Origin of the sequence: Streptomyces sp. NPDC015345, from assembly GCF_043078805.1 — a bacterium.
Classification (GTDB): domain Bacteria; phylum Actinomycetota; class Actinomycetes; order Streptomycetales; family Streptomycetaceae; genus Streptomyces.
Map to the genome: position 1 here is coordinate 217031 of NZ_JBIBTX010000001.1, position 25456 is coordinate 242486.

Below are 25456 nucleotides of genomic sequence, written 5' to 3' on the forward strand. Positions count from 1 at the left end.
AACGCCACCCGCCCCCGCCTCGGCACCTCCGCCGGAAGGAAGACAGCCGCACAGGAACGTACGAGCGGGAGGGCGTCCTCCACCGCCGCCGTCTCTGCCGTCATCGCCGCACCGCCTCACTCAGCCCCTGCTCACGCCACCCGTCCCCCACCTTCGCCACCCTAGGCGAGACCACTGACAACCCCGCCCCGCGACCGCCCCATGACCGCCCCCGCACCGCCCGCGCCCCTCCGGCCAGGACCGCCCCGCCCCTCCCACGTCCCGCCCGCACCGCCGGCCCCCCAGCCAGCCGCCAGCCACCCGCCACCCACCTTCTCCAGCTCCACCAAGCACTGGAAGGAAAGTTTCCTAACAAAAATTCATCCCAACTCCTTGACGCGCACATGCCGCCTCGCCAGGATTCCCCGCAACGGCCCGGCACCCCCACGCCAACCGAGGAGACGGACATGCCGCCCACCCCCCGCGTCACGAACTCCCGCACGCCCAGCACCCGTTCACGCAAGGCCCGTTGGGGCGTCCCGATCGCCGTGGGCGCCTCGCTCGCGCTGGTCGGCGGCGTCCTGCTCTGGTCCCCGGCCGAGGAGGCCGACGCCTCCCCCGCCGCGGGGCCCCGAGCCGGCTTCACCGCGGTCGCCGCCGGTGACATCGCCGAGCAGTGCACCGCGAGCAGCAGCAGCTGCAAGCACCCCAAGACGGCGGCCCTGGTCAAGCAGATCAACCCGTCCTTCGTGATGACCATGGGCGACAACCAGTACGACGACGCGCGTCTGAAGGACTACAAGAACTACTACGACAAGACCTGGGGCGCCTTCAAGAGCAAGACCCGCCCCATCCCCGGCAACCACGAGACCTACGACCCGGCCGGTCCGCTCAAGGGCTACAAGTCCTACTTCGGGTCCATCGCCTACCCCGACGGCAAGAGCTACTACAGCTACGACCAGGGCAACTGGCACTTCATCGCCCTCGACTCCAACAGCTTCGACGACGACGAGCAGATCGACTGGCTCAAGGCCGACCTCGCCGCCAACGACAAGAAGTGCGTCGCCGCGTACTGGCACCACCCGCTCTTCTCCTCCGGTGGCCACGGCAACGACCCCGTCGGCCGCCCCGTATGGAAGCTGCTCCAGGAGAACAAGGCCGAGCTGGTGCTGAACGGCCACGACCACCACTACGAGCGGTTCGCGCCGCAGAACGCCGACGGCAAGGCCGACCCGAACGGCATCGTCGAGCTGCTCGGCGGCATGGGTGGCGCCAACCCGTACGACATCGAGGAGGTGCAGCCCAACAGCCAGAAGCGGATCACCGGCACCTTCGGCGTGATCAAGCTGAACTTCACCGACACCGGGTTCTCCTGGAACCTCGTCGCGACGGACGGCTCGACGAAGGACACCAGCCCGTCCTACACCTGCCGCTGAGACGAGCGCCATGTATCTGGCCACCACCGACGCGGCCGCCAAGGCCTCGGAGAGGCCCGACGCCTCCGGGGCCCGGCGCGGCCGCGTCGCCGGGCCCGTCCTCGCGCTCGGCGCGGTCAGCCTGGTCACGGACATCTCGTCCGAGATGGTCACCGCGGTCCTGCCGCTCTACTTCGTCCTCCAACTCGGCCTCTCCCCACTGCAGTTCGGCTTCCTCGACGGGCTCTACAACGGCGTGACCGCGCTGGTGCGCCTGGCCGGCGGGTACGCCGCCGACCGCGGCGGGCGGCACAAGCTCGTCGCCGGGGGCGGCTACGCCCTCTCCGCGCTCTCCCGCCTCGGGCTGCTGCTCGCGGGCGGCGCCACCGCCGGGATCGGCGCGGCGCTCGCCGCCGACCGCATCGGCAAGGGCGTGCGGACCGCGCCGCGCGACGCGCTCATCTCGCTGAGCAGCCCGCCCGACACCCTCGGCCGCGCCTTCGGCGTGCACCGCGCGATGGACACCACGGGCGCGCTGCTCGGGCCGCTCGCCGCGTTCGCGCTGCTGTGGGCGACCGCGGACGCGTACGACGCCGTGTTCGTCGTCAGCTTCTGCTTCGGGCTGCTCGGGGTACTGATGCTGGTCGCGTTCGTACCCGGCCACCGGGAGTTCTCCGCGCCCGGCCCCCGGAAGCAGGCGGGCCCCGGAGCGCTCGACCTGCTCCGCGTCCCCGCCTTCCGCCGCGTCCTGTACGCCGCCTCGCTGCTCGGCGCGGCCACCATCGGCGACGCGTTCCTCTACCTCCTGCTCCAACGGCGGCTCGACTTCGCCGTGTCGTGGTTCCCGCTGCTCCCGCTGGGCGCCGCCGCCGTCTATCTGCTGCTCGCCGTCCCGGCCGGGCGGCTCGCCGACCGCGTCGGGCGCCGCGTGCCCTTCCTCGCCGGGCACCTGGCGCTCCTCGGCGGTTACGCCCTCCTGCTCGCGCCCACCGACGGCCGGCCACTGCTCGTCGGCGTCCTGCTCCTGCTCGGTGTCTTCTACGCCGCCACCGACGGCGTCCTGATGGCCCTCGCCACACCGTTCGTACCGAGCGAGCGGCGGGCCGCCGGCATGGCCGTGCTCCAGACGGGACAGGCCCTCGCCCGCCTTGTCGCCGCCGCGGGCTTCGGCGCCGCCTGGACGCTGTGGGGCGTCGGCACGGCGCTGACCTGCGCGGTCGCCGCCCTGGCGGTGGCGCTCGCGGGGGCGGCCGTGCTGCTCCCGCGTACCGAAAGGCCCCGTACTGAAAGGCCCCGTACCGAAAGGCCCTCATGACCGAGTCAGCTCCCGGCGTTCCTGGCGTTCCTGGCATTCCCGGTGTTCCCGGCGCACCGCGATCGCTGCGCTCCCGCATCGTCGCGATCTCCGTGGCGGCCGCCGTCCTCGCGGGCGTCGCGGTCGCGTACACCCTGCACGCGGCGCAGCGCGCCCAGTCCGCCGACACCACCTCCGAGTTCGGCCTCGACCGGGGGCAGCTGTACTTCCGCAGCACCGAGGCGGGCGCGGGCCGCGTCGCCCGCCTCCCCGCGTCCGGCAAGGCCGCCCCACAGACCGCGCGCACCACCGGCGGCCCGTCCTGCGAGCGCTTCTACGCCGCCGGGGGCACCGGGCTCTGCCTCCAGCGCCGCTCCGGGATCCCGCCCAAGTCGTACGCCGTCGTCCTGGACGACAAGCTCCGCGAGAAACGCCGCATCGCGCTGACCGGCATCCCCAACCGGGCCCGTGTCTCCGCGTCGGGCCGGATGCTGTCCTGGACGATGTTCGCCACCGGCGACTCCTACGCGGGCTCCTCCTTCTCCACCCGCACCTCGATCCTGGACACCCGCACCGGCTACCTCATCAAGAACATGGAGGAGATCCCCCTCACCCTCGACGGCCGCCGCTACCACGCGCCCGACGTCAACTACTGGGGCGTGACGTTCACCAAGGACGACAACGTCTTCTACGCGACCGTCTCGACGAAGGGCAAGACGTACCTCGTGCGCGGCGACATGAAGAAGTGGGCGGCGACCGCCCTGCGCGAGAACGTCGAATGCCCCTCCCTCTCCCCCGACGACACGCGCCTCGCCTTCAAGAAGCGCGTACGCGAGGGGACCCGCGACCCGTGGCGGCTGTACGTCCTGGACCTCCGCACGATGCGGGAGCGCCCGCTCGCCGAGCGGCGGAACGTCGACGACCAGGCCGCCTGGCTGGACGACGGCACTCTCGCGTACGCGCTGCCGGGCGAGGGCGGCCGCAAGCAGGACATCTGGGCGATGCCCGCCGACGGCTCGGGCAAGCCCACCCTGCGGGTACGGGGCGGCAGTTCACCGGCGGCCGTGCGCTGAGCCGGCGCTCCGGTCACGTACGAAATTCGGGTGCGTACGCGGCCGGGGCCCCGCATGATCCCTCCATGACCGCCGTCCCGGAACGCACCGTCGTTCCCACCCTCTTCCCGCCACCCGGCTATGCCCACGCCGCCGTCGTCGAGGCGGGCACCCGCCTCGCCTTCATGGCGGGGTCCGTCCCGCTCGACCCCGCGGGCAGGCTCGTCGGGGAGGGCGACATCGCCCGCCAGACCGAGCAGGTCGTCGCCAACCTCGACGAGGCCCTGCGGGCGGTGGGCAGCGACCTGTCGCACGTGGTGGCCAGCACGGTGTACGTCGTCGGCGACACGCCCGCGGTGCTCGACGAGGCCTGGGAGGTCGTACGCGCCTGCGGCCTGCACGCGGGCCCGCACACCTCGACGCTGCTCGGCACCACCTGCCTCGGTTACCGGGGCCAGCTCGTGGAGATCACCGCCACCGCGGTCGTCCCCGACGTACCCGGCCCACCCGCGAACGACCGTCCTGCCGAGCGCCCGTGACAGCCACCCCGGTCGCTCTGCGCCCGGCCGCCGCGTCCGACGGCGCGGCCGTCGCCGACGTCTACCTGCGCTCCTATGACGCCGCGCTGCCGACCGTGCGCCGGGCCCACTCCGACGCCGAGGTGCGGGAGTTCTTCCGGTACGTCGTCGTGCCGGCCGGCGGCACGTGGCTCGCGGAGGCGGCGGGCGGGGCCGTCGGCATGATGGTGCTCGACGGCGACGAGCTGAGCCAGCTCTACCTCGACCCCCAGTGGCGGGGCCGCGGCATCGGCGACCGCTTCGTGGCGCTGGCCAAGGAGCGCAGCCCCGAGGGCCTGTGGCTGCGGACGTTCCAGGTGAACGCCCCGGCGCGGCGGTTCTACGCACGCCATGGCTTCGCCGAGGCCGAACGGACCGACGGCTCCGGCAACGAGGAGCGCGAGCCCGACGTCCGCTGCGTCTGGCGGCCCCGCTAGCGCTCCGACCTATAGGGCGATGGCGGATTCGTTGCCCGGGAGCACCGCAAGCTTCCGGCTGCCAACGGGGTGCCCGTCCAGCAGCGCGGCAACATGGTGGGCACCGGGAAGCTCCAGGCGGGCAGGCCGGCGTTCTTCTTCGCCGTCAGAGCGCTAGGGCCTGTCTGACAATTCCCGCCGGCCTCGCGACCCTCCGGGCGACGACGCGAATTGTCAGACAGGCCCTAGCCGCGCGCCCGCTCGGCGAGCCCCAGCGCGTACTCGGGCCACCACTGCCCGGCCCGTGGGCCGCCCCGGCAGGTTCCGTCGGACTCGCCGGGCCGCTTGATCCACAGGTAGGCGTCGAGCGCGGCGTCTCCGGTGGCGGTGGTGGGCGGGGTGCCGAGCGCGCGGCCCGGCGGATTGCACCAGGCCTCGGTGCCGGCGTAGGGGCCGTTGCCGTTGCGGCTGCTGTCGATGACGAAGTGCTTGTCGCCGCCGAGTTCGGCGGCGAGCCGGTGCCCGTAGTCCGCACTCTCCTCGTCCGTATGGAAGTTGGATACGTTCAGCGCGAAACCGTCGGCCTCGTCGATCCCGGAGCTGCGCAGCGGGGCGACCAGGCGGCGCTCGTCCGGGATCCAGCCGGCGTTGCCCGCGTCCAGGTACACCTTGGTGTCCGGCTGCCGCTTGAGGCGCTCGACGGCGTGGGCGAGCAGGGCGTACCGCTCGTCGGCGTCGGCGTCCTCGCAGCCGGCCACCATGTGCGCGACGGCATCCGGCTCCAGGATCACGTAGGCGCCCGTGGTGCCGAGGCCCGTGGCGAAGTCGTCGATCCACTCGCGGTAGTGCGCGGCGTCGCGGGCGCCCCCGGAGGAGTAGCCGTCGCAGTCGCGTTGCGGAACGAAGTAGGCGACGAGGAGGGCGGTGCGGCCCGCCCGCTCCGCCGCCCCCACCTTGGCCCGCACGACCGCGCCCGGCTCGTCGTCGTTGAGCCACACGGCCTGGGGGCGCTCCGCGATGCGCTCGATGAGCAGGGCGTCCTCGACACGCCCCTGCTCCCACCATGCGTCGGCCTGCCGGGCGGCGGCGCTGTCCGGGTCGACCCAGAACACCGGGGCGTCCCCGGGCTCGGCGCGGGCCGCCTGTGCGCTGCCGGAGGCCGCCGCGCCCAGAAGGAGGACGGCGGCGAGGACCCCCCGCAGGAGCGGGAAGCGGTGGCGGGAGGGACGGCGGGGCCCGAGGCGGGGGCAAGGCGGCTGGGACACCGGACGGCTCCAGTTGCTCGGCGCCGGTCCTGCCCGACGCGTTTCCCGGAGTCTGCGGTCGTGGTGCCCGTCGCGGCCTCGTTTTCCACCGACGACCGGACAAAACCACCCTTTCGGCGGCGTGTCTCGGTCCCCGACACCCCCTGGTACGCGCTTGCGGTACTCACCACCGGCCCCACTGCTCCGGTACGGACCGGTGCGCCTCAGCCCGCGCCCGGCCGGAACCGGTCCGTCGCCGCCGTCAGTTCGTCCGCGATCCCGCGTGCCCCCGCGTTGTGCCCGGCCTCCTCGACGAGGATCAGCTCGCTGTCCGGCCACGCCTGCCGGAGCCGCCACGGGATGCCGAGGAGGTTCCCGAAGTCCAGGCTTCCCTGCACCATGACGCCCGGGATCCCGGCCAGCGACGGCGCGGCCCGCAGGACGACCTCGTCACCGCCCAGCCAGTGGTCGTGGGCGAAGTAGTGCGTGACCGTGCGTGCGAAACCGGCCCGGAAGACGGCGTCCTCGTAGCGGGGCACGGAACGCGGCGGGGCCGGCAGGAACGCCGTCTCCCAGTCCGTCCAGGAGCGCGCGGCGGCCGCCCGGACCGCCGGGTCGGGCGACTCCAGGAGCCGGTTGTAGGCGGCGGCGAGGTCCCCGTCCCGCTCCGCCTCCGGCACCCCGTCCCGGAAGGCCCGCCACGCCGCGGGGAAGATCTTCCCGAGCCCCCGGGTCAGCAGGGCCACCTCGGCGCGGCTGCCGGTCGCGAGCCCCGTGAGGACCAGCTCCGAGACCCGGCCGGGGTGCGTCTGCGCGTACCGCAGCCCCAGCACCGAGCCGAACGACGCGCCCCACACCAGCCACCGTTCGATGCCCAGGTGCCGCCGCAGCAGCTCCAGGTCGGCGATCAGACGCGGGGTCGTGTTGACGCTCATGTCGGTCGCCGGGTCGCTCGCGTGCGGCGTGGAACGGCCGCTGCCGCGCTGGTCGAGCAGGACGACGCGGTAGGCGTCGGGGTCGAAGTACCTGCGGGAGAAGGGCGTGCAGCCGGAGCCGGGCCCGCCGTGCAGCACGACGGCGGGCTTGCCGAGCGGATTGCCGCAGACCTCCCAGTACACGCGGTTGCCGTCGCCGACGTCGAGCATGCCGTGGTCGTAGGGGTCGATGTCCGGGTAGAGGCCCATCGGGGCACCCTAACGGCCCCCGCGTCAGACGGGCTTGGCGGTGCGCATCCGCCCGTACGCGTAGACGCACCCCGCGAGCGCGAGGTCCGACAACAGCATGAAGCCGATCGAGTACGAGTCCTTGGCGCTGTAGATCGCGCCCATGACCAGCGGCGGGAGGAACCCGCCGAGACCGCCCACCGCGCCGACGATGCCGGTGACGGAGCCTACCTGCGGCTGCGGGGTGACCTGGGAGACGAGGGCGAAGACGCTGCCGCTCGCGGTGCCGAGGCCGGCGGCCATGACCAGGAAGCAGATCGTGCCGATGGGGTACAGCTCCGGGTCGAAGGCCTGGAAGACGGCGAAGAGCGCGACCACGGCGAGGGCGGCGGCGGTGACCGTGGCGGGGTGGATCCGGTCGGAGAGCCAGCCGCCGATGGGCCGGAAGACGACGGTGACGAGCGCGAACCCGGCCGCCTTGGTCCCGGCGTCGGTGGGCGACAGGTCGTACCAGGTCTTCAGGTACGTGGGCAGGTACACCCCGAAGGCGACGATCCCGCCGAAGCCGATCGCGTACAGCGCCGACAGTTCCCAGGTGACCGGCAGCCGGCCCGCCCGCCCGAGCCGGGTGGTGAGCGGGTCGGCGGGCACGGGCCGGTCGGGGCGGTCGGTGATGAGCAGTGCGGCGAGCACCGCGAAGGCGGCGAGCGCGATCGCCACGACGATGAACGGCAGGTTGTCGCCGTGTTCGGCGATGCGCGGCGTGAAGTAGCCGGAGAGCGCCACGCCGCCCATGCCCATGCCGAAGATGCCGAGTGCGAAGCCCCTGCGGGCGGGCGGGAACCAGGAGTTGACGAGCGGGATGCCGATGGCGAACGTGGTCCCGCCGAGCCCGAGCAGGAAGCCGACCGCGAGCATCGCGAGGTAGCTGTTCCTGGCCGGGATGATCAGCAGCACCGGCACGATGGTCAGCGCCGAGACCAGGGGGAACATCAGCCGGGCGCCATAGCGGTCGGTGAGCGCGCCGACCGGTACGCGGCCCAGTGAGCCGACGATCACCGGCACGGCGACCAGGAGCGACTGTTCGAAGGAGCTCAGCCCGAGCCGGTCCTTGAAGTCGCTGCCGAGCGGCGCCACCAGAGCCCAGGCCCAGAAGGTGAGGGTGAAACCGGCCGTCGCGACGGCCAGGTTGCGGTAGGCGGTGGCGGAGGGCTTGGCTGCTCGTGTGTGGTCCACACCCTCACGCTAGGAACCGCCGTCCGCCTCGGCCCGACCTGCTGGGCCGTCCGGGTACAGTCCCGCTTCGAAGGCCGCCGCGCTCAGCACCTGCCGCAGCATCGCGGGCGTCAGGCGTCCGGTGAACGTATTGCGCTGGCTGACGTGGTAGCAGCCGAAGACGTCGAGCTCTTCCCCCTCGGGGCCGCCCGGCAGCACCACATGCGCCCCGTGCCCGAACGCCGGGCGGGGCTTCGGCACCTGCCAGCCGGCCGCCGCGAAGGCGGGCAGCGCGGCCTGCCAGCCGAAGCCGCCGAGCACGACCACGGACCTGAGCGTCGGGGCGAGCAGCTGCAGCTCGCTCACCAGCCAGGAACGGCAGGTGTCGCGCTCGCCTGTGGTCGGCTTGTTCTCGGGCGGGGCGCAGTGCACGGGCGAGGTGATGCGGGTGCCGTACAGCGTCAGGCCGTCGTCAGCGCTCACGGCGGTGGGCCGCGAGGCCAGGCCGACGTCGTACAGCGCCGGATAGAGGAACTCCCCCGAGCGGTCGCCGGTGAACATCCGTCCGGTGCGGTTGGCTCCGTGCGCGGCGGGCGCGAGGCCGACGATCAGGAGCGAGGCGTCGTGCGGGCCGAAGCCGGGCACCGGGCGCCCCCAGTACGTCCAGTCGGCGAAGGCCGCGCGCTTGGTGCGCGCGACCTCCTCGCGCCAGTCGACGAGGCGGGGGCACGCCCGGCAGCCGGTGATCCGTTCGTCCAGTTCGCTCAGGCCGTCCATGCCCTCCACCGTACGTAATGTACGTCCGTCCACGGCGTGCGCCCTGTCATGTCACGGCCGCCCCCAGCCCCACGAAACCGCAGATCAGCAGCAACAGGACGGCCAGCAGGGGCCACACGAACCGCAGATACCTGTCGTAGCCGACCTTGGCGAGCGCCACGCCGCCGATGGTCACCGCCGTCGTCGGCACCCACAGGTTCATCAGGCCGCTGGCCGCCTGCCAGGCCGTCACGACGACCGCGCGCGAGACCCCGGCGAAGTCGGCGAGCGGGGCCAGGATCGGCATGGCGAGCGTCGCGTGGCCGGAGGTGGAGGGGATCAGGAAGGCGAGCGGCAAGTTCACGAGGAAGACGATGACCGCGAAGAGTCCCGAGGAGGTCCCCTTCACCACGCCCTCGATGGAGTGCAGCACGGTGTCCGTGATCTTCGAGTTGTTCATGATCGTCGTGACACCGCGGGCCAGCAGGATGACCAGCGCGGGCGAGACGAAGTCGGCGGCGCCCTGGACGATCGTGGAGCTCAGCCGCTGCTCCCCCATCCGCGCGACGAGCCCGACGAGGACGGCGGCGCACAGGAACAGGGCCGCGAGCTGCGGAAAGGACCAGCCGAGTTCGAAGCCGTAGGGGGTGGCGTCCGCGTCACCGGTGAGCGCGCTCGACCAGGGCACCACCGAGAAGATCATGAACGCGAAGACGAGCGCCGTCGCGACCAGCACGGTCTTGTGCAGCGAGGTCAGCGCGGGCACCTCGCTCGCGGCGGGCACGGCCGACTCGCCGTCCCGGTCGCCGCCGTCCCGGTCGCCCGGCAGGAAGCCCGACAGGGAGCGCTCCGGGTCGCGCCGGACCCGCGCGGCATAACGGATGACGTACGCGATCGTCACCCCGGTCAGGACGATCCACATGGCGCAGCGCAGCACGATGCCGTCGCCGAGCGAGATACCGGCGGCGGAGGAGGCCACGCCCGTCGCGAAGGGGTTCACGGTCGAGCACAGGACGCCGACGCCGGCGCCGAGGATGATCACGCCGACGGCGGTCATGCGGTCGTAGCCGAGGGCGAGCATCAGCGGCACGATCAGTCCGTAGAAGCCGAGCGTCTCCTCGGCGAAGCCCTCCACCGTACCGAGCACGGAGAAGACGACCATGACGCCGGCGATGAGCAGCGCGCCGCGCTCGCGCAACCGGTGCGCGAGCCGCCCGATGCCCCGGTCGAGCGCGCCGGTCGCGAAGACGACGGTGATGAAGGCGCCGATGGCGAGCACGAAGAGGAACACGCCCGCGCTGCCGTACAGCGCGCCGACGTTGTCGGGCGCGACCAGCGCGGTCCTCTCGTCCTGGATGCCGTAGAGGCCGTTGACGGTCGCCAGGAACAGGTCGTTGAGCCGGTCGACGAACGACTGTCCGGAGTCGACGCGGTGGTAGGTGCCCTGGACGGGGGCGCCGGAGTCGTTCCTGTCGTACTGCCCCGAGGGGACGAGGAAGGCGAGCAGCCATACGGCGAGCGTGACGACGACGAGGACGGTCAGAGCGCTGGGGAAGCTGAACTTCCGCACCCGGCACCGCCTTCCGTGGCGGTGGCTTCGAAAGGCGTCATGGGCCGCACCCCTGGGAGTCGTACGTCATGTCCGGACCGCTTCCGGCTTTTTATTGCGATTGGTCCGGATTATCGGCGGCCGGGGTCAGCGGATTCCGGACGGCTCGCCGTGAGCCGGGCCCGCGGCGGCGGAGCCGGACTAAGGTCGGAGCATGGCTTCGCAGACTTCAGGAGGCGGCACGGACCGCGCCCCGGGCAGCGCTTCGGCGGGCGGGGCGCCCGCGGGCGAGGGCTCGGTGCGCGTCGACAGCTGGATCTGGTCGGTCCGCCTCGTCAAGACACGCTCGATGGGCGCCGCCGCCTGCAAGGGCGGTCACGTCCGGGTCAACGGCGAGCGGGTCAAGCCCGCGTACGGCGTGCGGGTGGGCGACGAGGTGCGCCTGCGGCAGGCGGGCGGCCGGGAGCGGGTCGTCGTCGTCAAGCGCGTCCTGCGCAAGCGGGTCGGCGCGCCGGTCGCCGCCGAGGCCTACGTCGACAACAGCCCGCCGCCTCCGCCGCGCGAGGCCGTCGCCCCGGCGGGCATCCGCGACCGGGGCGCGGGCCGCCCCACGAAGCGGGACCGCCGCGAGCTGGAGCGCCTCCGGGGCCTGGAGGGCTGACCGGTGCGCCGGTCGGAACCCCGGGGCGGCGCGGGGCTCATCGGCGGATTCGAGCGATCAGCTTCGTCGTCTCGCCGCGGGTCGCCCAGGCGATCCAGGCCAGGGGCCCGCCGAGGATCAGGGGCGTCGCGGCGTTCTCACCGCCGAGCGCCGTGACCGTCACGATGAACGCGCCGGCCATCAGCCCGATGAACGCCGTCGCGGCGAGCGAGGACAGCAGCGGCAGCAGCAGCGCGATACCGCCGAGCAGTTCCAGCGCCCCGATCGTGTACATCCCCGGGGCGCCCCAGCCGAGCTTGTCGAAGGACTCGACGGCGGTCGGATGCGCGATCAGCTTAGGGACACCGCTCGCGACACCGAAGAACACGGCGAGCAGCACGCGGAGCGTACGCAGCGCGATGCGGGCGCCGCGGCCGCCAGGAGCGGTGACGGGTACGGGGGTGGTGGCTGCGGCGGTGGTGGCGGTGGCCGTCATGGCATCTCCTCGGTGACGGGGTCGCGGAGCCGTCGCCCTGGTGAGCTGCCGGCCTGCCGCGCTGCTGTGCTGTCACAGAGATAGACAGGACCACCGCACGGAACTCATCGCTCCCGCAAGGCTTTTCGAATCGCCCACGGGCTCCGCCGAGACGATCCGGACGGTGCAGCCGCCGTCCGTGACGTGACGCCGGCAGACCCTCAGCGTCCCGCGCCGCACGGCCACGTCACCGGCGCGTGGCTCGCACTCTCTCTATCCTGGGAGGAGGAGATGACCTCACATGCGCACAGGCAGTGAACCGCTGACGGCGCGCAGCCCCCTGCGGATGCGTTTCTGGTTCAGCGTATGGGGCCTCGGCTGGGCCACCTTCGGCACGGCCGCGTTCGCGCTGACCGGGCGGACCGGGTGGGCGGTGGCGTGCGGGGTGCTGCTCCTGGTGGTCGCGGCCGACCTCGCGTGGGTGACGCACCGCATGCGGCAGGGCCCGCACTATCAGCCGGGGCGAGACGTCCCGCCGTACGATCCGCCGGACATCCCCTAGCGGCACCCTGCTCCGGCGAGGCCAGTCCCGCTCATGGTCAGTCCTGCTCGTCGACGTCAGTCCTGCTCGTCGAAGCGGGCCGCCGCGAGGTACTCCGGCTGCGGGTCGAGGGCGGCCGCGAGGCGGAAGTGGCGCCGCGCCTGCTCGGGGCGGGCGCCGCGCTCGTAGGTGCGGGCGAGCGCGAAGTGCGCGAACGCGTTGTCCGGTTCGCGCTCCAAGACGATGCTGAACTCCAGCTCCGCGGCGCGCAGTTGCGCGGCGGCGAAGAACGCGCGGGCGCGCAGCAGCCGGGCCGCCGTGTTCTCGGGATGGGCCGCGATGACCGTGTCGAGCAGCTTCACCGCGCCCCGCGGATCCCGCGCGGCGAGGAGCTGCTCCGCCGCTCGGAAGTCGATGACGTGGGTCTCCGGGGTTATTTCGGGCACGCTGGACTCCTTCCCTCACTCCCCTGGGTCAACGCCCGTCGCGGCCGTCCCTATTCCGATGCGACGGCCCACGGGGCGGCCTAATCCTGCGTACGTGCCCTGCGCTCCAGGTCCGCCCACACCTCGGCGACCCGCTCCTGGAGCCCCTCCAGGGGGCCGTCGTTGTCGATCACGATGTCGGCGATCTCCAGGCGCTTCTCGCGGGTGGCCTGCGCCGCCATCCGCGCGCGGGCGTCGGCCTCGCTCATGCCGCGCAGCCGCACCAGGCGGTCCAGCTGTGTCTCGGGGCTCGCGTCGACGACGACCACCACGTCGTACAGCGGGGCGAGGCCGTTCTCGGTGAGCAGCGGCACGTCGTGGACGACCACCGCGTCGCCGGACGCGGAGCGTTCGAGCTCGGCGGAGCGGGCGCCGACGAGCGGGTGCACGATCGCGTTGAGGGCGGCGAGCTTGTCGGCGTGGGCGAAGACGATGGCGCCGAGCCTCGGGCGGTCCAGCGAGCCGTCCGGGGCCAGGACGTCCCGTCCGAACGCCTCGACGACGGCCGCGAGGCCGGGAGTCCCCGGCTCCACCACCTCACGCGCGATCTTGTCGGCGTCGATCAGGACGGCACCGGACGCGACAAAAAGCCGCGACACCTCACTTTTGCCGGCGCCGATTCCGCCGGTCAGGCCCACCTTCAGCATGACGGGCAGCTTAGGGCCTGCGGGTCACGCGTCGCCCTCCCGCTCGGCGAGGAAGCGTTCGAATTCCCGGCCGATCTCGTCGGCGGAGGGGATGTCCGCCGGTTCGGCGAGCATGTTGCCGCGCTCCTGGGCGCCGGCCGCCGCGTCGTACTGGTGCTCAAGTCCCTGGATCAGCGCGACCAGTTCCTCGTCGCCCTCCTGGATCTGCCGGTCGATCTCGGTCTGGGTGCGGTGCGCCTCGGTGCGCAGTCCGTGGGCCACACCGGGCAGCACCAGGCCGGTGGCGGCGGTGATCGCCTCCAGGACCGTGAGGGCCGCGTCCGGGTACGCGGAGCGCGCGATGTAGTGCGGGACGTGCGCGGCGACGCCCAATACGTCGTGGCCCGCCTCCAGGAGGCGGTACTCGACGAGGGACGCGGCGCTGCCCGGTACCTGCGCCTCCTCGAAGGGGCTGCGGTGGCCGGGGACCAGGTCGGTGCGGTTGCCGTGCGGCGTGAGACCCACGGGGCGGGTGTGCGGCACGCCCATGGGGATGCCGTGGAAGTTCACCGACAGGCGTACGCCGAGGCGCTCCACGATCTGCTGGACGGCGACGGCGAAGCGCTCCCACTCGACGTCCGGCTCCGGCCCGGAGAGCAGCAGGAAGGGCGCTCCCGTGGCGTCCTGCACGAGGCGGACGTCGAGCGTCGGCACCTCGTAGTCGGCCCACCGGTCGCGTCGGAAGGTGAGCAGCGGGCGGCGGGCGCGGTAGTCGACGAGCCGGTCGTGGTCGAATCTCGCCACCACCTGCCCGGGCAGGCTGTCCGTGAGCCGCTCGACGATCTGGTCGCCGGTCTCACCCGCGTCGATGTATCCGTCGAAGTGGTAGAGCATGACCAGTCCGGCCGACTCCTGGGCGAGCGCCATGTCGACGACGGCGAGGCCCTTCGGCTCCCATGCGTACAAACCCTGCGGATCAAGCACTGTGACCGCTCCTCCTCGTGTTCGTAACGGAGAACGCACGCAGTGCCACGGGCATTCCCGCCGCGCGCCGCGTACGGTCCGCACTGGTCCATACCTTGACGCGGACATGCCCCGCCCTTACGTTCACAACGTTCATATGAACACCCTGCGTTCACGTACGAGAACTCCACTCTCGACGGAAGGTCACCCCCCATGCGCACCCGACGCACGCTTCTCACGGCCCTGCTCACGGCGACGGCCGCCTCCGCGCCCCTGACCACGGCCTCGTTCGCGGCAGCGCCCGCGCGGACCATCGAGGTCTCCACCGCCGCCCAGCTCAAGGCGGCGCTCACCGGCGCCTCGCCGGGCGACACGATCCACCTCGCCGACGGGACGTACTCCGGGAACTTCAAGACCTCCGTGGCGGCGAGCGCCGGCTCCCGCATCACGCTGACCGGCTCCGCGAAGGCGGTGCTCACGGCCGGCGGCGGCTACGGCCTGCACCTTAACGGCGCCGCGTACTGGACGGTGAAGGGCATCACCGTGACCGGCGGCCAGAAGGGCATCATGATCGACTCCGCGCGGGGCGTCGTCGTGGACACCGTCACGGTCCACGGCCTCGACATGGAGGGCGTCCACTTCCGCAAGTCGAGCCGCGACGGCGTGATCAGGAATTCACGGATCCACGACACCGGGAACGACGGCCGCGGCATGGGCGAGGGCATCTACGTCGGCACCGCCAACACGCTCTCCGACAAGAGCGACAACGTACAGATCCTCGGGAACACGATCGGCCCGGACGTGGGCGGCGAGGCGATCGACCTCAAGGAGGGCACCACGGGCGGCAAGGTCTCGGGCAACACGTTCGACGGCAGGGGCCTGACCGGCAACCACTACGACGACTCGTGGGTCGACGTGAAGGGCAACAATTACGTCATCGAGAACAACACCGGCAAGAACACCCTGAACAACGGCTATGAGACGCACACCCAGCAGTCCGGCTGGGGCTGCGGCACGGTCTTCCGCGGCAACAGGTCCACCCTGACGGGCGCGACGGGCGACAAGCAGCTGGCGATCAACGTGACGAACCACAGCGGCGGCTGCAAGACGACGGTGTACGCGAGCAACACGGTAACCGGCGGCCGGGGCCTGACGAACATCCCGGTGACGCCATAGGGACGGTGCCGGGGGCGCCCCGAAAGGGGCGCGGGGAACTGCGCGACCAGCCACCCACAGCCCCGCACTCGAACCAGGACGCACAACGGGCCCGCACCCCCGAAGGGATGCGGGCCCGCAGCGTTCAGCTACCGCCTAGGGGCGAGCCTCAGCTCTGGCCGCCGGCCAGCTTCTCGCGCAGCGCGGCAAGCGCCTCGTCCGAAGCCAGGGCGCCGGAGTTGTCGTCCGACTCCGAGGAGTACGAACCGCCGCCGCCACCGGACGCGGCCGGAGCGGCGCCGGCCGGAGCCGCCGCACCCTCGGCCTCGGCCTGGGCGTCGGCCTCGCGGGACTTGATGACCTGAGCCTGGTGCTGCTCGAAGCGCGACTGCGCCTCGGCGTACTGGGTCTCCCAGGCCTCGCGCTGGGTCTCGTAGCCCTCGAGCCAGTCGTTGGTCTCGGGGTCGAAGCCCTCGGGGTAGATGTAGTTGCCCTGGTCGTCGTAGGACGCGGCCATGCCGTACAGGGTCGGGTCGAACTCGACGGCCGACGGGTCGGCGCCGAAGGACTCGTTGGCCTGCTTCAGCGACAGCGAGATCCGGCGACGCTCGAGGTCGATGTCGATGACCTTGACGAAGATCTCGTCGTTGACCTGGACGACCTGCTCCGGGATCTCCACGTGGCGCTCGGCCAGCTCGGAGATGTGGACCAGGCCCTCGATGCCCTCGTCGACGCGCACGAACGCACCGAACGGAACGAGCTTGGTGACCTTACCGGGAACGACCTGCCCGATCTGGTGCGTGCGGGCGAACTGCTGCCACGGGTCTTCCTGCGTCGCCTTGAGCGACAGGGAGACACGCTCGCGGTCCATGTCCACGTCGAGGACCTCGACGGTGACTTCCTGGCCGACCTCGACAACCTCGGAGGGGTGGTCGATGTGCTTCCAGGAAAGCTCGGAGACGTGGACGAGACCGTCGACGCCACCGAGGTCCACGAACGCACCGAAGTTGACGATCGAGGAAACGACGCCGGAGCGGACCTGGCCCTTCTGCAGGGTCGTGAGGAAGGTCTGGCGGACCTCGCTCTGGGTCTGCTCGAGCCAGGCACGGCGGGACAGGACCACGTTGTTGCGGTTCTTGTCCAGCTCGATGATCTTGGCCTCGAGCTCCTTGCCCACGTAGGGCTGGAGGTCGCGGACGCGGCGCATCTCCACGAGGGAGGCCGGCAGGAAGCCACGGAGGCCGATGTCGAGGATGAGACCACCCTTGACGACCTCGATGACGGTACCGGTGACGATCCCGTCCTCTTCCTTGATCTTCTCGATCGTGCCCCAGGCACGCTCGTACTGAGCGCGCTTCTTGGACAGGATCAGACGACCTTCCTTGTCCTCCTTCTGGAGAACCAGGGCCTCGATCTCGTCGCCGACCTTGACGACCTCGTTCGGGTCGACGTCGTGCTTGATCGAGAGCTCGCGGCTCGGGATGACGCCTTCGGTCTTGTAACCGATGTCGAGCAGGACCTCGTCCCGGTCGACCTTCACGATGACGCCGTCGACGATGTCGCCGTCGTTGAAGTACTTGATCGTCTCGTCGATCGCGGCGAGGAAGGCTTCCTCGTTACCGATGTCGTTGACCGCTACCTGCGGGGTGGTGGCGGTGGTCTCGGTGCTGCTCGTCATGTGGGTTAGGGCTCCGGTACGGACATTGAAGTCGTAGGTACTGCAACGCCGGGAGCCGATTTCGCTCTGCAGAAGCCGGACAGCCTAGGAGGCGCGCTTCCGGCAAGGGAAGGCGTCTCGACAACCGAGGGGACATACAACAGACGCGAGCGCAGCCTGCTATGTCTGAGGAGCGCAGGCTCGCAGCGCAACTTGTAGCATACGGGGGCAGCCGGACAGGGTCAATGCGCGAAGGCGCACACCCGGGGCGGAACGCCACATACCCGGCACAAAACCTGTCGCCTGAGGCCACACGGGCCGCACCGCGCCCCCTCTCGACGAGTTCGACGGAAGATTACGACGATGGAGCCGATCATCCAAGAGTCCGGACTGCCCGAGCCCGAAGCCACCCGCCGTACCGCGGACGTCACGGAGAGCAGTCGCGCGAACCGCGGCTGGTGGGACAGGAACGCCGACGACTACCAGGTCGAGCACGGCACGTTCCTCGGGGACGACCGGTTCGTGTGGGGTCCCGAGGGACTCGACGAGGTGGAGGCGGAACTGCTCGGTCCGCCCGAGGACCTCAAGGGCAAGGACATCCTGGAGATCGGCGCCGGCGCCGCCCAGTGCTCGCGCTGGCTGGTCTCCCAGGGCGCGCGGCCCGTGGCCCTCGACCTCTCGCACCGCCAGCTCCAGCACGCGCTGCGGATCGGCGGGGACGTACCGCTGGTGCAGGCCGACGCCGGGGTGCTGCCCTTCAAGGACGGCTCCTTCGACCTCGCCTGCTCCGCCTATGGGGCGCTGCCCTTCGTCGCCGATCCGGTGCTGGTCCTCAAGGAGGTGCGCCGCGTGCTGCGCCCCGGTGGCCGCTTCGTGTTCTCCGCGACGCACCCGATCCGCTGGGCCTTCCCCGACGAGCCGGGCCCGGAGGGCCTCACCGTGGCGGCCTCCTACTTCGACCGCACTCCTTATGTGGAGCAGGACGAGCAGGGGAACGCCGTCTACGTGGAGCACCACAGGACGATCGGCGACCGGGTCCGCGACATCGTGGCGGGCGGTTTCCGCCTCGTCGACATCGTGGAGCCGGAGTGGCCCGCCTGGAACACCCAGGAGTGGGGCGGCTGGTCCCCGCTGCGCGGAAACCTGATCCCGGGGACGGCCATCTACGTATGCGTACGAGACTGAGCGGGTGATCCGCGACGCCGCTGCCCTGAACCTGCCCGTACGAGACGCGCTGCCCTCCCTCCGAGCCGCCCTGGAGGGGCCGGGCAGCGCCGTGCTGTGCGCCCCGCCCGGCACGGGCAAGACGACGCTGGTGCCGCTGGCGCTGGCCGGTCTGCTCGACGCCTCGGACGGCGTACGCCGGGTCGTCGTCGCCGAGCCGCGGCGCATCGCCGCCCGGGCCGCCGCGCGGCGGATGGCCTGGATGCTCGGCGAGAAGGTGGGCGAGAGCGTCGGCTACACCGTGCGCGGAGAGCGCGTCGTGGGCCCACACGCGCGCGTGGAGGTCGTGACGACGGGTGTGCTGCTCCAGCGGCTGCAACGGGACCAGGAGCTGGCCGGTGTGGACGTCGTCGTCATCGACGAGTGCCACGAACGGCATCTGGACGCGGACACCGTGGCGGCCTTCCTGGTGGACGTGCGGGCGGCGCTGCGCCCCGAGCTGCGGCTGGTGGCCGCGTCCGCGACGACCGACGCGCAGGGGTGGGCGCGGATCCTCGGGGGCGCGCCCGTGGTGGAGGCCCAGGGGATCGCGCATCCCGTGGAGGTGGTGTGGGCGCCGCCCGCGCGGGCGGTGCGGCCGCCGCACGGGATGCGGGTGGATCCGGCGCTGCTGACGCATGTGGCGACGGTGGTCCGGCGTGCCCTGGCCGAGCGGGACGGGGACGTCCTGTGCTTCCTGCCGGGGGTCGGTGAGATCGCGCGCGTGGCGGGGCAGTTGGGCGGTCTCGGGGACGTGGAGGTGTTGCAGGTCCACGGGCGGGCTCCGGCGGTCGTGCAGGACGCGGTGCTCGCGGGGTCGCCGGGGCGGCGGGTCGTGCTGGCCACGTCCGTCGCAGAGTCGTCGTTGACGGTGCCCGGTGTGCGGGTGGTCGTGGACTCGGGTCTGGCGCGCGAGCCGCGGGTGGACCACGCGCGCGGGCTGAGCGCGTTGGCGACGGTGCGGGCCTCTCAGGCGGCGGGGCGGCAGCGGGCGGGGCGGGCCGGGCGTGAGGCGCCGGGGGCCGTGTACCGGTGCTGGGCGGAGGCCGAGGACGGACGTCTGGCGCGCTTTCCGGCGCCGGAGATCAAAGTGGCCGACCTCGCCGCGTTCGCCCTTCAGGCAGCCTGCTGGGGCGATCCGGACGCCTCGGGGCTCGCGCTGCTCGATCCCCCGCCGGGCGGCGCGATGGCGGCGGCGCGGGAGGTCCTGACGGCGGTGGGGGCGGTCGACGCGACGGGACGGGTGACGGAGCGGGGCACCCGCATGGCGCGGGTGGGCCTGCATCCGCGCCTTGCCCGCGCCCTGCTGGACGCGGCGCCGCTCGTCGGCACCCGGCGGGCCTCCGAGGTGGTGGCCCTGCTGAGCGAGGAGCCGCCGCGGGAGTACGGCGACGACCTCGCCGCGGCCTGGCGGGCCGCCCGGCGGGGGCAGGACGGCTACGCGGCGCGCTGGCGCACGGAGACGCGCCGCCTGGCCTCGGCGGCCGGGGGCCGGGACCGCGCGGCGGCTTCCGGCGCCGGGAGCGACGAGCGGGTCGCCGGGGTGGTCGCCGCCATGGCGTTCCCGGAGCGCGTGGCCCGGGCGGCGGGCGGCGGCACGTACCTCATGGCCAACGGCACCCGCGCCGAGCTGCGTCCCGGCTCCTCGCTGACGGGGGCGGAGTGGATCGCCGTGGCCGTGGCCGACCGCCCTGTCGGCGCCGGGCACGCGCGCGTGCTGCTCGGTGCGCAGATCGACGAGGACGGGGCGCGGAGCGCTGCCGCGCCGCTGTGCTCCGAGCGGGACGAGGTGGCCTGGTCCGGTGGGGACCTGGTGGCGCGGCACGTCGAACGCCTCGGGGCCATCGAGCTGGCGGTGCGGCCCTTGAAGGACCCCGACCCCCATCTCGTACGGGAAGCGCTGCTGGCCGGTCTGCGGGAGGAAGGGATCGGGCTGCTGAAGTGGTCGCGGGGGGCGCGGGAGCTGCGGGAGCGGCTTGCCTTTGTGCATCGGCATCTGGGGGCGCCGTGGCCCGACGTGTCGGAGGGCGCCCTCCACGCGCGCGTGGACGAGTGGCTGGAGCCCGAGCTGTCCAAGGCGCGGCGGCGGGCCGACCTCGGCCGTATCGACGCCGGGCAGGCGCTCGGGCGGCTGCTGCCGTGGGCCACGGGTGAGGCCGTGCGTCTGGACGAGCTGGCTCCGGAGCGGCTGGAGGTGCCGAGCGGGTCGAGGATCCGGATCGACTACTCCGACCCCGGGCAGCCGGTCCTCGCGGTGAAGCTCCAGGAGATGTTCGGGTTGGCCGAAACCCCTCGGATCGCCGCCGGGCAGGTGCCCGTGGTCGTTCACCTGCTGTCGCCCGCGGGGCGGCCCGCCGCCATCACGGCCGATCTCGCCTCGTTCTGGCGGGAGGGCTACCGCGCGGTGCGGGCGGAGCTGCGCGGCCGTTATCCGAAGCATCCGTGGCCCGAGGACCCGGCGTCGGCCGAGCCGACCCGGTACACCAAGGCGCGCCAGGCCCGGGAGGGCGGGAACGCCTAGGCGTTGACGGGTTCCGGTTCGGGGCCGGTCGTCGCCGTGGGCCCGGGGCCGCTCCGCCTGCGCCCGCGGGCCTCCAGCCAGAGGGAGAGGGCGAGCAGGAGCACGCCGAGGCCGAGGAAGCCCCAGGGCAGGTAGGAGGTGAGCAGGAGCACCAGGACGCGCTGGGACTTGACCAGGTCGACGGTGCTCTCGATGTAGTCCTCGCGCATCTTCACGTGCCCGGCGAAGACGGTGACCTTGTCGCGTCCGCCGAGGAGCGTGCCGCCGCGCAGTTCGTTCTTCTGTATCTCCTCGCCGTAGACGGGGGCTCCGGTGACCGGCTCGACCCAGAACTTGCGGACGGTGGTGTACCAGCGGGTGGTGCCGGTCTTGGCGAGGGACTTCGGAGTGATGCCCTTGACCGGCATCGTCTTGGGGAAGGGGACCTCGGTCCAGGGGATGGTCTGTTCGAAGTAGTAGACCTGCACGCCCCGGAAGGTCTGTGTGCCCTTGTAGTGGATGGGCTTGGTGACGCGGGCCTGCGCGTCGAAGTACTCGTAGTCCCGTTTCTCCGTCAGGAAGGGCCACTTGAACTCGATGCCCTGGCGCTTGACCGGGTCCCCGTCGACCGACTCCCCGGTGGCGTGCACCGGTTCCTGGCTGTGGGCGTCGAAGATGTAGCGCTCGGGGACCTTGGAGACCATCTTGCCCTCGGAGTCCTCGATGTAGGAGAGCGCGTCCCAGACGACGACGTCGCGGTCCGCACTTTTCTCGATCTCCTCGGAGGCCTCCACGTTGCCCTTGAGGGTCTGCACGATGGTGACCTTGTCGACCTTCTCGGCCTTCATCGAGCCGTAGTCGATGAGCGTGGGGTTCTTCGCCTCCAGGACCGCGTCCTGGTACTGGCTCGGCGGGATCTTCGCGAGGCGCGGGAAGGCGTACCAGCGCATGAGCGGGGACATGGCCGTGAAGAACACGGCGAAGGCGAGCAGGACGAGGCTGGCCTTGCGGCGCATCGCGGCGACCCTCCCTACGTCTACGGGGGCTTGGGGCAGTGCGTCTACGGGTGCTTGGGGACGGTGGTGAGCAGGGGTTTGGGGGACGTCTCGCCGGATGGGGCGCCGATCGCCGTGATCGTCAGGACCAGGGCGAGCGCGACGGCGAGACCGGTGGCGGCGGCGATGAGGGCACGCATGCGGAGCCTCCCGAGTCGGCCGGTGGTCATCGGCCGTCGGCCGGAACTGATAGGGCGTCAGGTCGGGCACCGTAGCAACGCGGAGACGAGAGGGGAACAGGTCGCGCAACACAGGACCGCCCCCGCGCCGTTGTCGGCGCGGGGGCGGTCCGGCAGTGCCTGCGGAGGTCCGGTCAAGCGGTCGGAGTGGCCGGGGTGGTGGGAGCGGTCGGCGTGGTCGAGGCCGGCGGGGTGGTGGAAGCCGGCGGGGTGGCCGGATCGGTCGAGGTGGCGGGGGCGGTCACCTTCAGCTCGACGGTGACGGTGGCGCCGCCGACCGTGACGACCCGCAGCAGATACGTGCCCGCCGCGTCGTCGGCGTACAGCCTCGGCAGCTTCAACAGGCCGTTGGCATCGGTCTTGAGACCCTTGAGGACCCGGACCGGGTTGCCGCTCGCGTCCTTGAAGTAGGGGCCCTTGTCGTTGGGGCCGGCGTCCGTCGCCGACTTGATCAGGGTGGCGGTGGTCGCGACTCCGGCGGCCGCCCGGCCCTTGTACGTGGCCTTGACCTCGACCTGGTCGGCGAACTCCTTGCCCGCCTCGCAGACCAGCGGCTTGTCGCTGGTCCTGGCCAGGGCGTCGGCCTGACGGGCGGTGACCTTCGCGGCGTAGTCGAGGCCCGTCAGCTTGCGGCCCACGACCGTGGCCCGCACGGTGAACTGGCCGGTCTTCTCGCCCGCCTCGAGCACGGGGGCGGTGGCCCTGCCCGCGGCGGTCGTGGTGACGACGACGCTCCGCGCGCCGCCCTCGAAGCGGGCGTCCGTGTCACCGACGACCCGGAACTTCACCTTGACCTTGGCGACGCCGGAGCCCGACTTGGACTCCGTACGCACCTGCACGCGCCCGGCGAAGGCGTCGCCCGCGGTCGCGGCCAGCGTGCCGGTACCGGCGTCCTTCAGGCGCGCGACCTGCTGGGCGGGCGTGGGGGCGGGCTTGTCGTCGCCGTTGCCGGGCTTGCCGTCGTTCCCGGGCTTGCCGCCATTGCCGGGCTTGCCGCCGTTGCCCGGCTTGTCGTTGTCGCGGGGCGGTTCATACGTGCCCGTCATGTCGCGGTTGCCGTTGCCGCCGGAGCCGCCCGGCGTCAGGCCCGGGATCCGCGTGCGGTCGTCGCTGCGGTCGTCCGGCAGGACGCCCTTGCCGTCGGGGACCTCGTGCGTGCCGTTGCGGTAGTACTCCAGCCACGACAGGACCGTGTTCAGGTACTCCGTGGAGCGGTTGTAGCTCAGGATCGCCTTGTGCAGGTCGTCCTCGTCGGCCAGGTCGCGGTCGTTCGCGCAGAGGTAGTGGCCGGCGGCGAGCGCCGCGTCGTAGATGTTGTTGGGGTCCTTCTTGCCGTCGTTGTTGCCGTCCTGGCCCGAGGTGGCCCACGTCGACGGGATGAACTGCATGGGGCCGACCGCGCGGTCGTGCGTGGTGTCGCCGTCGAGCACCCCGCGGTCGGTGTCGGTGATCTTCGCGAAGCCGTCGCCGTTCAGGGGCGGGCCGGTGATCGACTTGAGCGTCGTGCCGTTCGCATCGACGCGGCCACCCCAGGCGTGGCCCGACTCGACCTTGCCGATGGCGGCGAGCAGTTGCCAGGGGACGTTGCAGCCGGGCTTGGTGTCGGCGAGCGTGGCCTCGGCCTTCTTGTACGCGTCGAGGACGGTGGCCGGCAGGCCCGCCTCGGCCTCCTTGTCACCGCCGTTGGGCGGGAGGGGGTTGGGGCTCTTCAGGCGTGGCAGATCGGTGTAGTAGGGCGAGTCACCGGTCGCGGAGTCACCCGGCGGCGTGTCCGCCGCTCCCGCCGTGCGATCGCCGCGCGGGACGTCCGTCACGCCCGGGGCCTGCGACGCGGCGAGCGCCGCCACCGCCGCCGCGGCCACCGCGCTGGTCACCGCCCCCCTGCGCAGTCGCCTGCCGAATACCGGCGCCATGACCGAGCCACCCCTCCCCTTTTGACGACTGTTGCGCGCCGACCCCACCTCCGTACGCGCTTGCCTTCGTACGCGCGTGCTCCCCAGCGGGGCGGCTCTGGCGACACTACGACAACTTCCCGCGTCCAGGCACCTGTTCGTGCCCGGTTTTTACCAGTTGACCGATACCGCGACAGGGCTGTTACGCCGCGGGGCTCTCCCCCGCCGGGCCGGGCTCGTCCCCGGGCGTCGCGAAATCACCCTCGGGCGGGGCCGAACCGTCCGGGACCTCGCTGATCTCGCTCTGCGGGGTGAAGCCCTGGGCGATGGCGCGGCCCTTGTTCAGAGCGCGGTGCACGGCGTACGCGACGCGTTCCACGGTGCGTACTCCATAGGCCATGGAGGGGTTGCCGTGACTGAGGACGACGATGCGGTACGTGCGGTCGCCGCCGGTGAACACACCGACGCTGTGCACGCGCCAGCCGTGCTCGGTCCTCGGCAGCCAGCCGTTCTTGAGGTGGGCGCGGATGCCGCGCGGCATGCCGGCGGGCACGCCCCAGCGCTGGTCGCTCTGGACGTCGGCCATCTGCCGCAGCCCGTATGCGCGGGCGCTCGGTTCGAGGACTCCCCGGACATCCGGGGCGCCGGTGAGTACGCCGAGCAGCCGCTGCTGGTCGGCGGCCGTGGTGCGCGTCAGGCCCCAATAGCCGTACGGGCCCAGGGTGGTGGCGGTGGTGCCGACGCGGCGCAGGAAGCGGGAGAGGTAGGGGTGGCCGAGGTTGCGCCAGAGCCGTGCGGCCGCGTCGTTGTCGGAGCGGGTGATCATGGGGCGGATCCGCCGGTGCTCCCAGGCGGTGAGGCCTCGGCCCCACTCCCGTGCGCGGCGCAGCGCCGCCTGCATCATCAGGACCTTGGTGAGGCTCGCCGCGTCGTAACGGCGCAGGCTCGCGAGTTCGCAGACGAGGCCGGTGCGGGTGTCGTGTACGGAGACGGAGACCTGGCCGGACCTGGACGACAGCGCCGCCCGGATGTCCTCGGACACCCGGGCGGCGAGGGTACGGTCGCGGTCGGCCGTGCAGAGGGCTGCGCCCTGCCGGTCGCTGGCGTCGGCGGCGGCCGCGGGTATGGGGCTCAGCAGGGCCGTGGTGAGCGCCGCGGCGAGCAGGGAGCGGCGGCGGGCTCGTAGGTGAGGGGCCATGGGGTCATCCTGGCCCCGGGGTCGCTCGGGGGGCGCGGGGGCGGGGGCCACGTGGGTGAGGGGGCCTGCGGGGGTTGTGCGGGCGGGGCGTTGGTCACTGCGGGGTGGGGCGTGGTTCTTCGCTGCGGGCCCGGTGGGGGCTTGTCGCGCAGTTCCCCGCGCCCCTGGCCGGGGCATGACCCCGGGCCTACACCGCGGGCGCGCCGTGGTTGCTCGCGCAGTTCCCCGCGCCCCTGGCCGGGGCGTG

24 protein-coding genes are annotated in these 25456 nt (G+C 72.3%); 10 read left to right on the forward strand and 14 right to left on the reverse strand.

Annotation, left to right across the window (positions count from 1 at the left end):
- The first annotated feature begins 446 nt into the window (after positions 1-446).
- From ACF062_RS01075 to ACF062_RS01095, 5 genes are all read left to right on the forward strand, one after another.
- A complete protein-coding gene (locus tag ACF062_RS01075; protein ID WP_392134065.1) occupies positions 447-1415 on the forward strand; it encodes a metallophosphoesterase family protein in 969 nt (322 codons plus the stop codon).
- Between the two features lie 10 nt (positions 1416-1425).
- Positions 1426-2709 carry an MFS transporter gene (locus ACF062_RS01080; protein ID WP_392134068.1) on the forward strand — a complete coding sequence of 428 codons (1284 nt, stop codon included), beginning with the start codon at positions 1426-1428 and terminating at the stop codon, positions 2707-2709.
- Positions 2706-3761, forward strand: a complete 1056-nt coding sequence (locus tag ACF062_RS01085; RefSeq protein ID WP_392134071.1) for a TolB family protein — start codon at positions 2706-2708, stop codon at positions 3759-3761. The genes ACF062_RS01080 and ACF062_RS01085 overlap by 4 nt, the downstream gene beginning before the upstream one ends.
- A gap of 65 nt (positions 3762-3826) precedes the next feature.
- On the forward strand, positions 3827-4279 hold the full coding sequence (locus ACF062_RS01090; RefSeq protein WP_392134074.1) for a RidA family protein: 453 nt from the start codon (positions 3827-3829) through the stop codon (positions 4277-4279).
- Positions 4276-4734, forward strand: a complete 459-nt coding sequence (locus ACF062_RS01095; RefSeq protein ID WP_392134077.1) for a GNAT family N-acetyltransferase — start codon at positions 4276-4278, stop codon at positions 4732-4734. The genes ACF062_RS01090 and ACF062_RS01095 overlap by 4 nt, the downstream gene beginning before the upstream one ends.
- 224 nt (positions 4735-4958) lie before the next feature.
- On the opposite strand, the gene ACF062_RS01100 is transcribed toward ACF062_RS01095, so the two are convergent.
- From ACF062_RS01100 to ACF062_RS01120, 5 genes are all read right to left on the reverse strand, one after another.
- On the reverse strand, positions 4959-5978 hold the full coding sequence (locus tag ACF062_RS01100) for a glycoside hydrolase family 6 protein (protein ID WP_392134080.1): 1020 nt from the start codon (positions 5976-5978) through the stop codon (positions 4959-4961).
- A gap of 203 nt (positions 5979-6181) precedes the next feature.
- Complete coding sequence (gene pip / locus ACF062_RS01105) at positions 6182-7141, reverse strand: prolyl aminopeptidase (protein WP_392134082.1); 960 nt, start codon at positions 7139-7141, stop codon at positions 6182-6184.
- Between the two features lie 24 nt (positions 7142-7165).
- Positions 7166-8356 carry a nitrate/nitrite transporter gene (locus tag ACF062_RS01110; protein ID WP_392134085.1) on the reverse strand — a complete coding sequence of 397 codons (1191 nt, stop codon included), beginning with the start codon at positions 8354-8356 and terminating at the stop codon, positions 7166-7168.
- 9 nt (positions 8357-8365) lie between these two features.
- On the reverse strand, positions 8366-9112 hold the full coding sequence (locus tag ACF062_RS01115; RefSeq protein WP_392134087.1) for a uracil-DNA glycosylase: 747 nt from the start codon (positions 9110-9112) through the stop codon (positions 8366-8368).
- Between the two features lie 46 nt (positions 9113-9158).
- Positions 9159-10661, reverse strand: coding sequence for a YfcC family protein (locus ACF062_RS01120; protein ID WP_392134090.1), 1503 nt, complete (start codon positions 10659-10661; stop codon positions 9159-9161).
- 193 nt (positions 10662-10854) lie between these two features.
- Between ACF062_RS01120 and ACF062_RS01125 the strand changes: the two genes are divergently transcribed.
- Complete coding sequence (locus ACF062_RS01125; RefSeq protein WP_223774034.1) at positions 10855-11301, forward strand: RNA-binding S4 domain-containing protein; 447 nt, start codon at positions 10855-10857, stop codon at positions 11299-11301.
- Positions 11302-11338: 37 nt separating this feature from the next.
- On the opposite strand, the gene ACF062_RS01130 is transcribed toward ACF062_RS01125, so the two are convergent.
- Positions 11339-11776: a DoxX family protein gene (locus tag ACF062_RS01130; protein ID WP_392134093.1), complete on the reverse strand. Its 438-nt coding sequence runs from the start codon at positions 11774-11776 to the stop codon at positions 11339-11341.
- Between the two features lie 280 nt (positions 11777-12056).
- On the opposite strand from ACF062_RS01130, the gene ACF062_RS01135 reads away from it, so the two are divergent.
- Positions 12057-12317: a DUF6343 family protein gene (locus tag ACF062_RS01135; protein ID WP_392134096.1), complete on the forward strand. Its 261-nt coding sequence runs from the start codon at positions 12057-12059 to the stop codon at positions 12315-12317.
- Between the two features lie 56 nt (positions 12318-12373).
- Here the strand turns inward: ACF062_RS01135 and ACF062_RS01140 are convergent, their stop codons facing one another.
- From ACF062_RS01140 to ACF062_RS01150, 3 genes are all read right to left on the reverse strand, one after another.
- On the reverse strand, positions 12374-12742 hold the full coding sequence (locus ACF062_RS01140; RefSeq protein ID WP_392134099.1) for a tetratricopeptide repeat protein: 369 nt from the start codon (positions 12740-12742) through the stop codon (positions 12374-12376).
- An 80-nt stretch (positions 12743-12822) separates the two neighbouring features.
- Positions 12823-13428, reverse strand: coding sequence for a dephospho-CoA kinase (coaE, locus tag ACF062_RS01145; protein WP_392134102.1), 606 nt, complete (start codon positions 13426-13428; stop codon positions 12823-12825).
- A gap of 24 nt (positions 13429-13452) precedes the next feature.
- Positions 13453-14391: a PAC2 family protein gene (locus ACF062_RS01150; RefSeq protein WP_392134105.1), complete on the reverse strand. Its 939-nt coding sequence runs from the start codon at positions 14389-14391 to the stop codon at positions 13453-13455.
- A gap of 192 nt (positions 14392-14583) precedes the next feature.
- Here ACF062_RS01150 and ACF062_RS01155 point away from each other — a divergent pair, with 192 nt between their 5' ends.
- Positions 14584-15546 carry a right-handed parallel beta-helix repeat-containing protein gene (locus tag ACF062_RS01155; RefSeq protein WP_392134108.1) on the forward strand — a complete coding sequence of 321 codons (963 nt, stop codon included), beginning with the start codon at positions 14584-14586 and terminating at the stop codon, positions 15544-15546.
- Between the two features lie 148 nt (positions 15547-15694).
- Here ACF062_RS01155 and rpsA read toward each other — a convergent pair whose 3' ends face one another.
- Positions 15695-17203, reverse strand: a complete 1509-nt coding sequence (gene rpsA / locus ACF062_RS01160; RefSeq protein WP_223774041.1) for a 30S ribosomal protein S1 — start codon at positions 17201-17203, stop codon at positions 15695-15697.
- A gap of 342 nt (positions 17204-17545) precedes the next feature.
- On the opposite strand from rpsA, the gene ACF062_RS01165 reads away from it, so the two are divergent.
- Both ACF062_RS01165 and hrpB read left to right on the forward strand, forming a co-directional pair.
- Entirely contained in the window at positions 17546-18367 is an 822-nt protein-coding gene (locus tag ACF062_RS01165) for a class I SAM-dependent methyltransferase (RefSeq protein ID WP_223774042.1), read from the forward strand.
- A 4-nt stretch (positions 18368-18371) separates the two neighbouring features.
- On the forward strand, positions 18372-20906 hold the full coding sequence (hrpB, locus tag ACF062_RS01170) for an ATP-dependent helicase HrpB (protein WP_392134112.1): 2535 nt from the start codon (positions 18372-18374) through the stop codon (positions 20904-20906).
- On the opposite strand, the gene ACF062_RS01175 is transcribed toward hrpB, so the two are convergent.
- The 4 genes from ACF062_RS01175 to ACF062_RS01190 all read right to left on the reverse strand — a co-directional run bounded on the left by ACF062_RS01175 (position 20903) and on the right by ACF062_RS01190 (position 25209).
- The gene (locus ACF062_RS01175) at positions 20903-21901 is read right to left on the reverse strand and encodes a DUF3068 domain-containing protein (RefSeq protein ID WP_392134115.1); all 999 of its coding nucleotides are present in this window, start codon (positions 21899-21901) and stop codon (positions 20903-20905) included. The genes hrpB and ACF062_RS01175 overlap by 4 nt on opposite strands.
- Before the next feature lie 44 nt (positions 21902-21945).
- Entirely contained in the window at positions 21946-22080 is a 135-nt protein-coding gene (locus ACF062_RS01180) for an SPW_0924 family protein (RefSeq protein ID WP_392134118.1), read from the reverse strand.
- Positions 22081-22253: 173 nt separating this feature from the next.
- Positions 22254-24032 carry a lytic transglycosylase domain-containing protein gene (locus tag ACF062_RS01185; protein ID WP_392134121.1) on the reverse strand — a complete coding sequence of 593 codons (1779 nt, stop codon included), beginning with the start codon at positions 24030-24032 and terminating at the stop codon, positions 22254-22256.
- Between the two features lie 181 nt (positions 24033-24213).
- Positions 24214-25209 carry a serine hydrolase gene (locus ACF062_RS01190; RefSeq protein ID WP_392134124.1) on the reverse strand — a complete coding sequence of 332 codons (996 nt, stop codon included), beginning with the start codon at positions 25207-25209 and terminating at the stop codon, positions 24214-24216.
- Positions 25210-25456 lie beyond the last annotated feature (247 nt).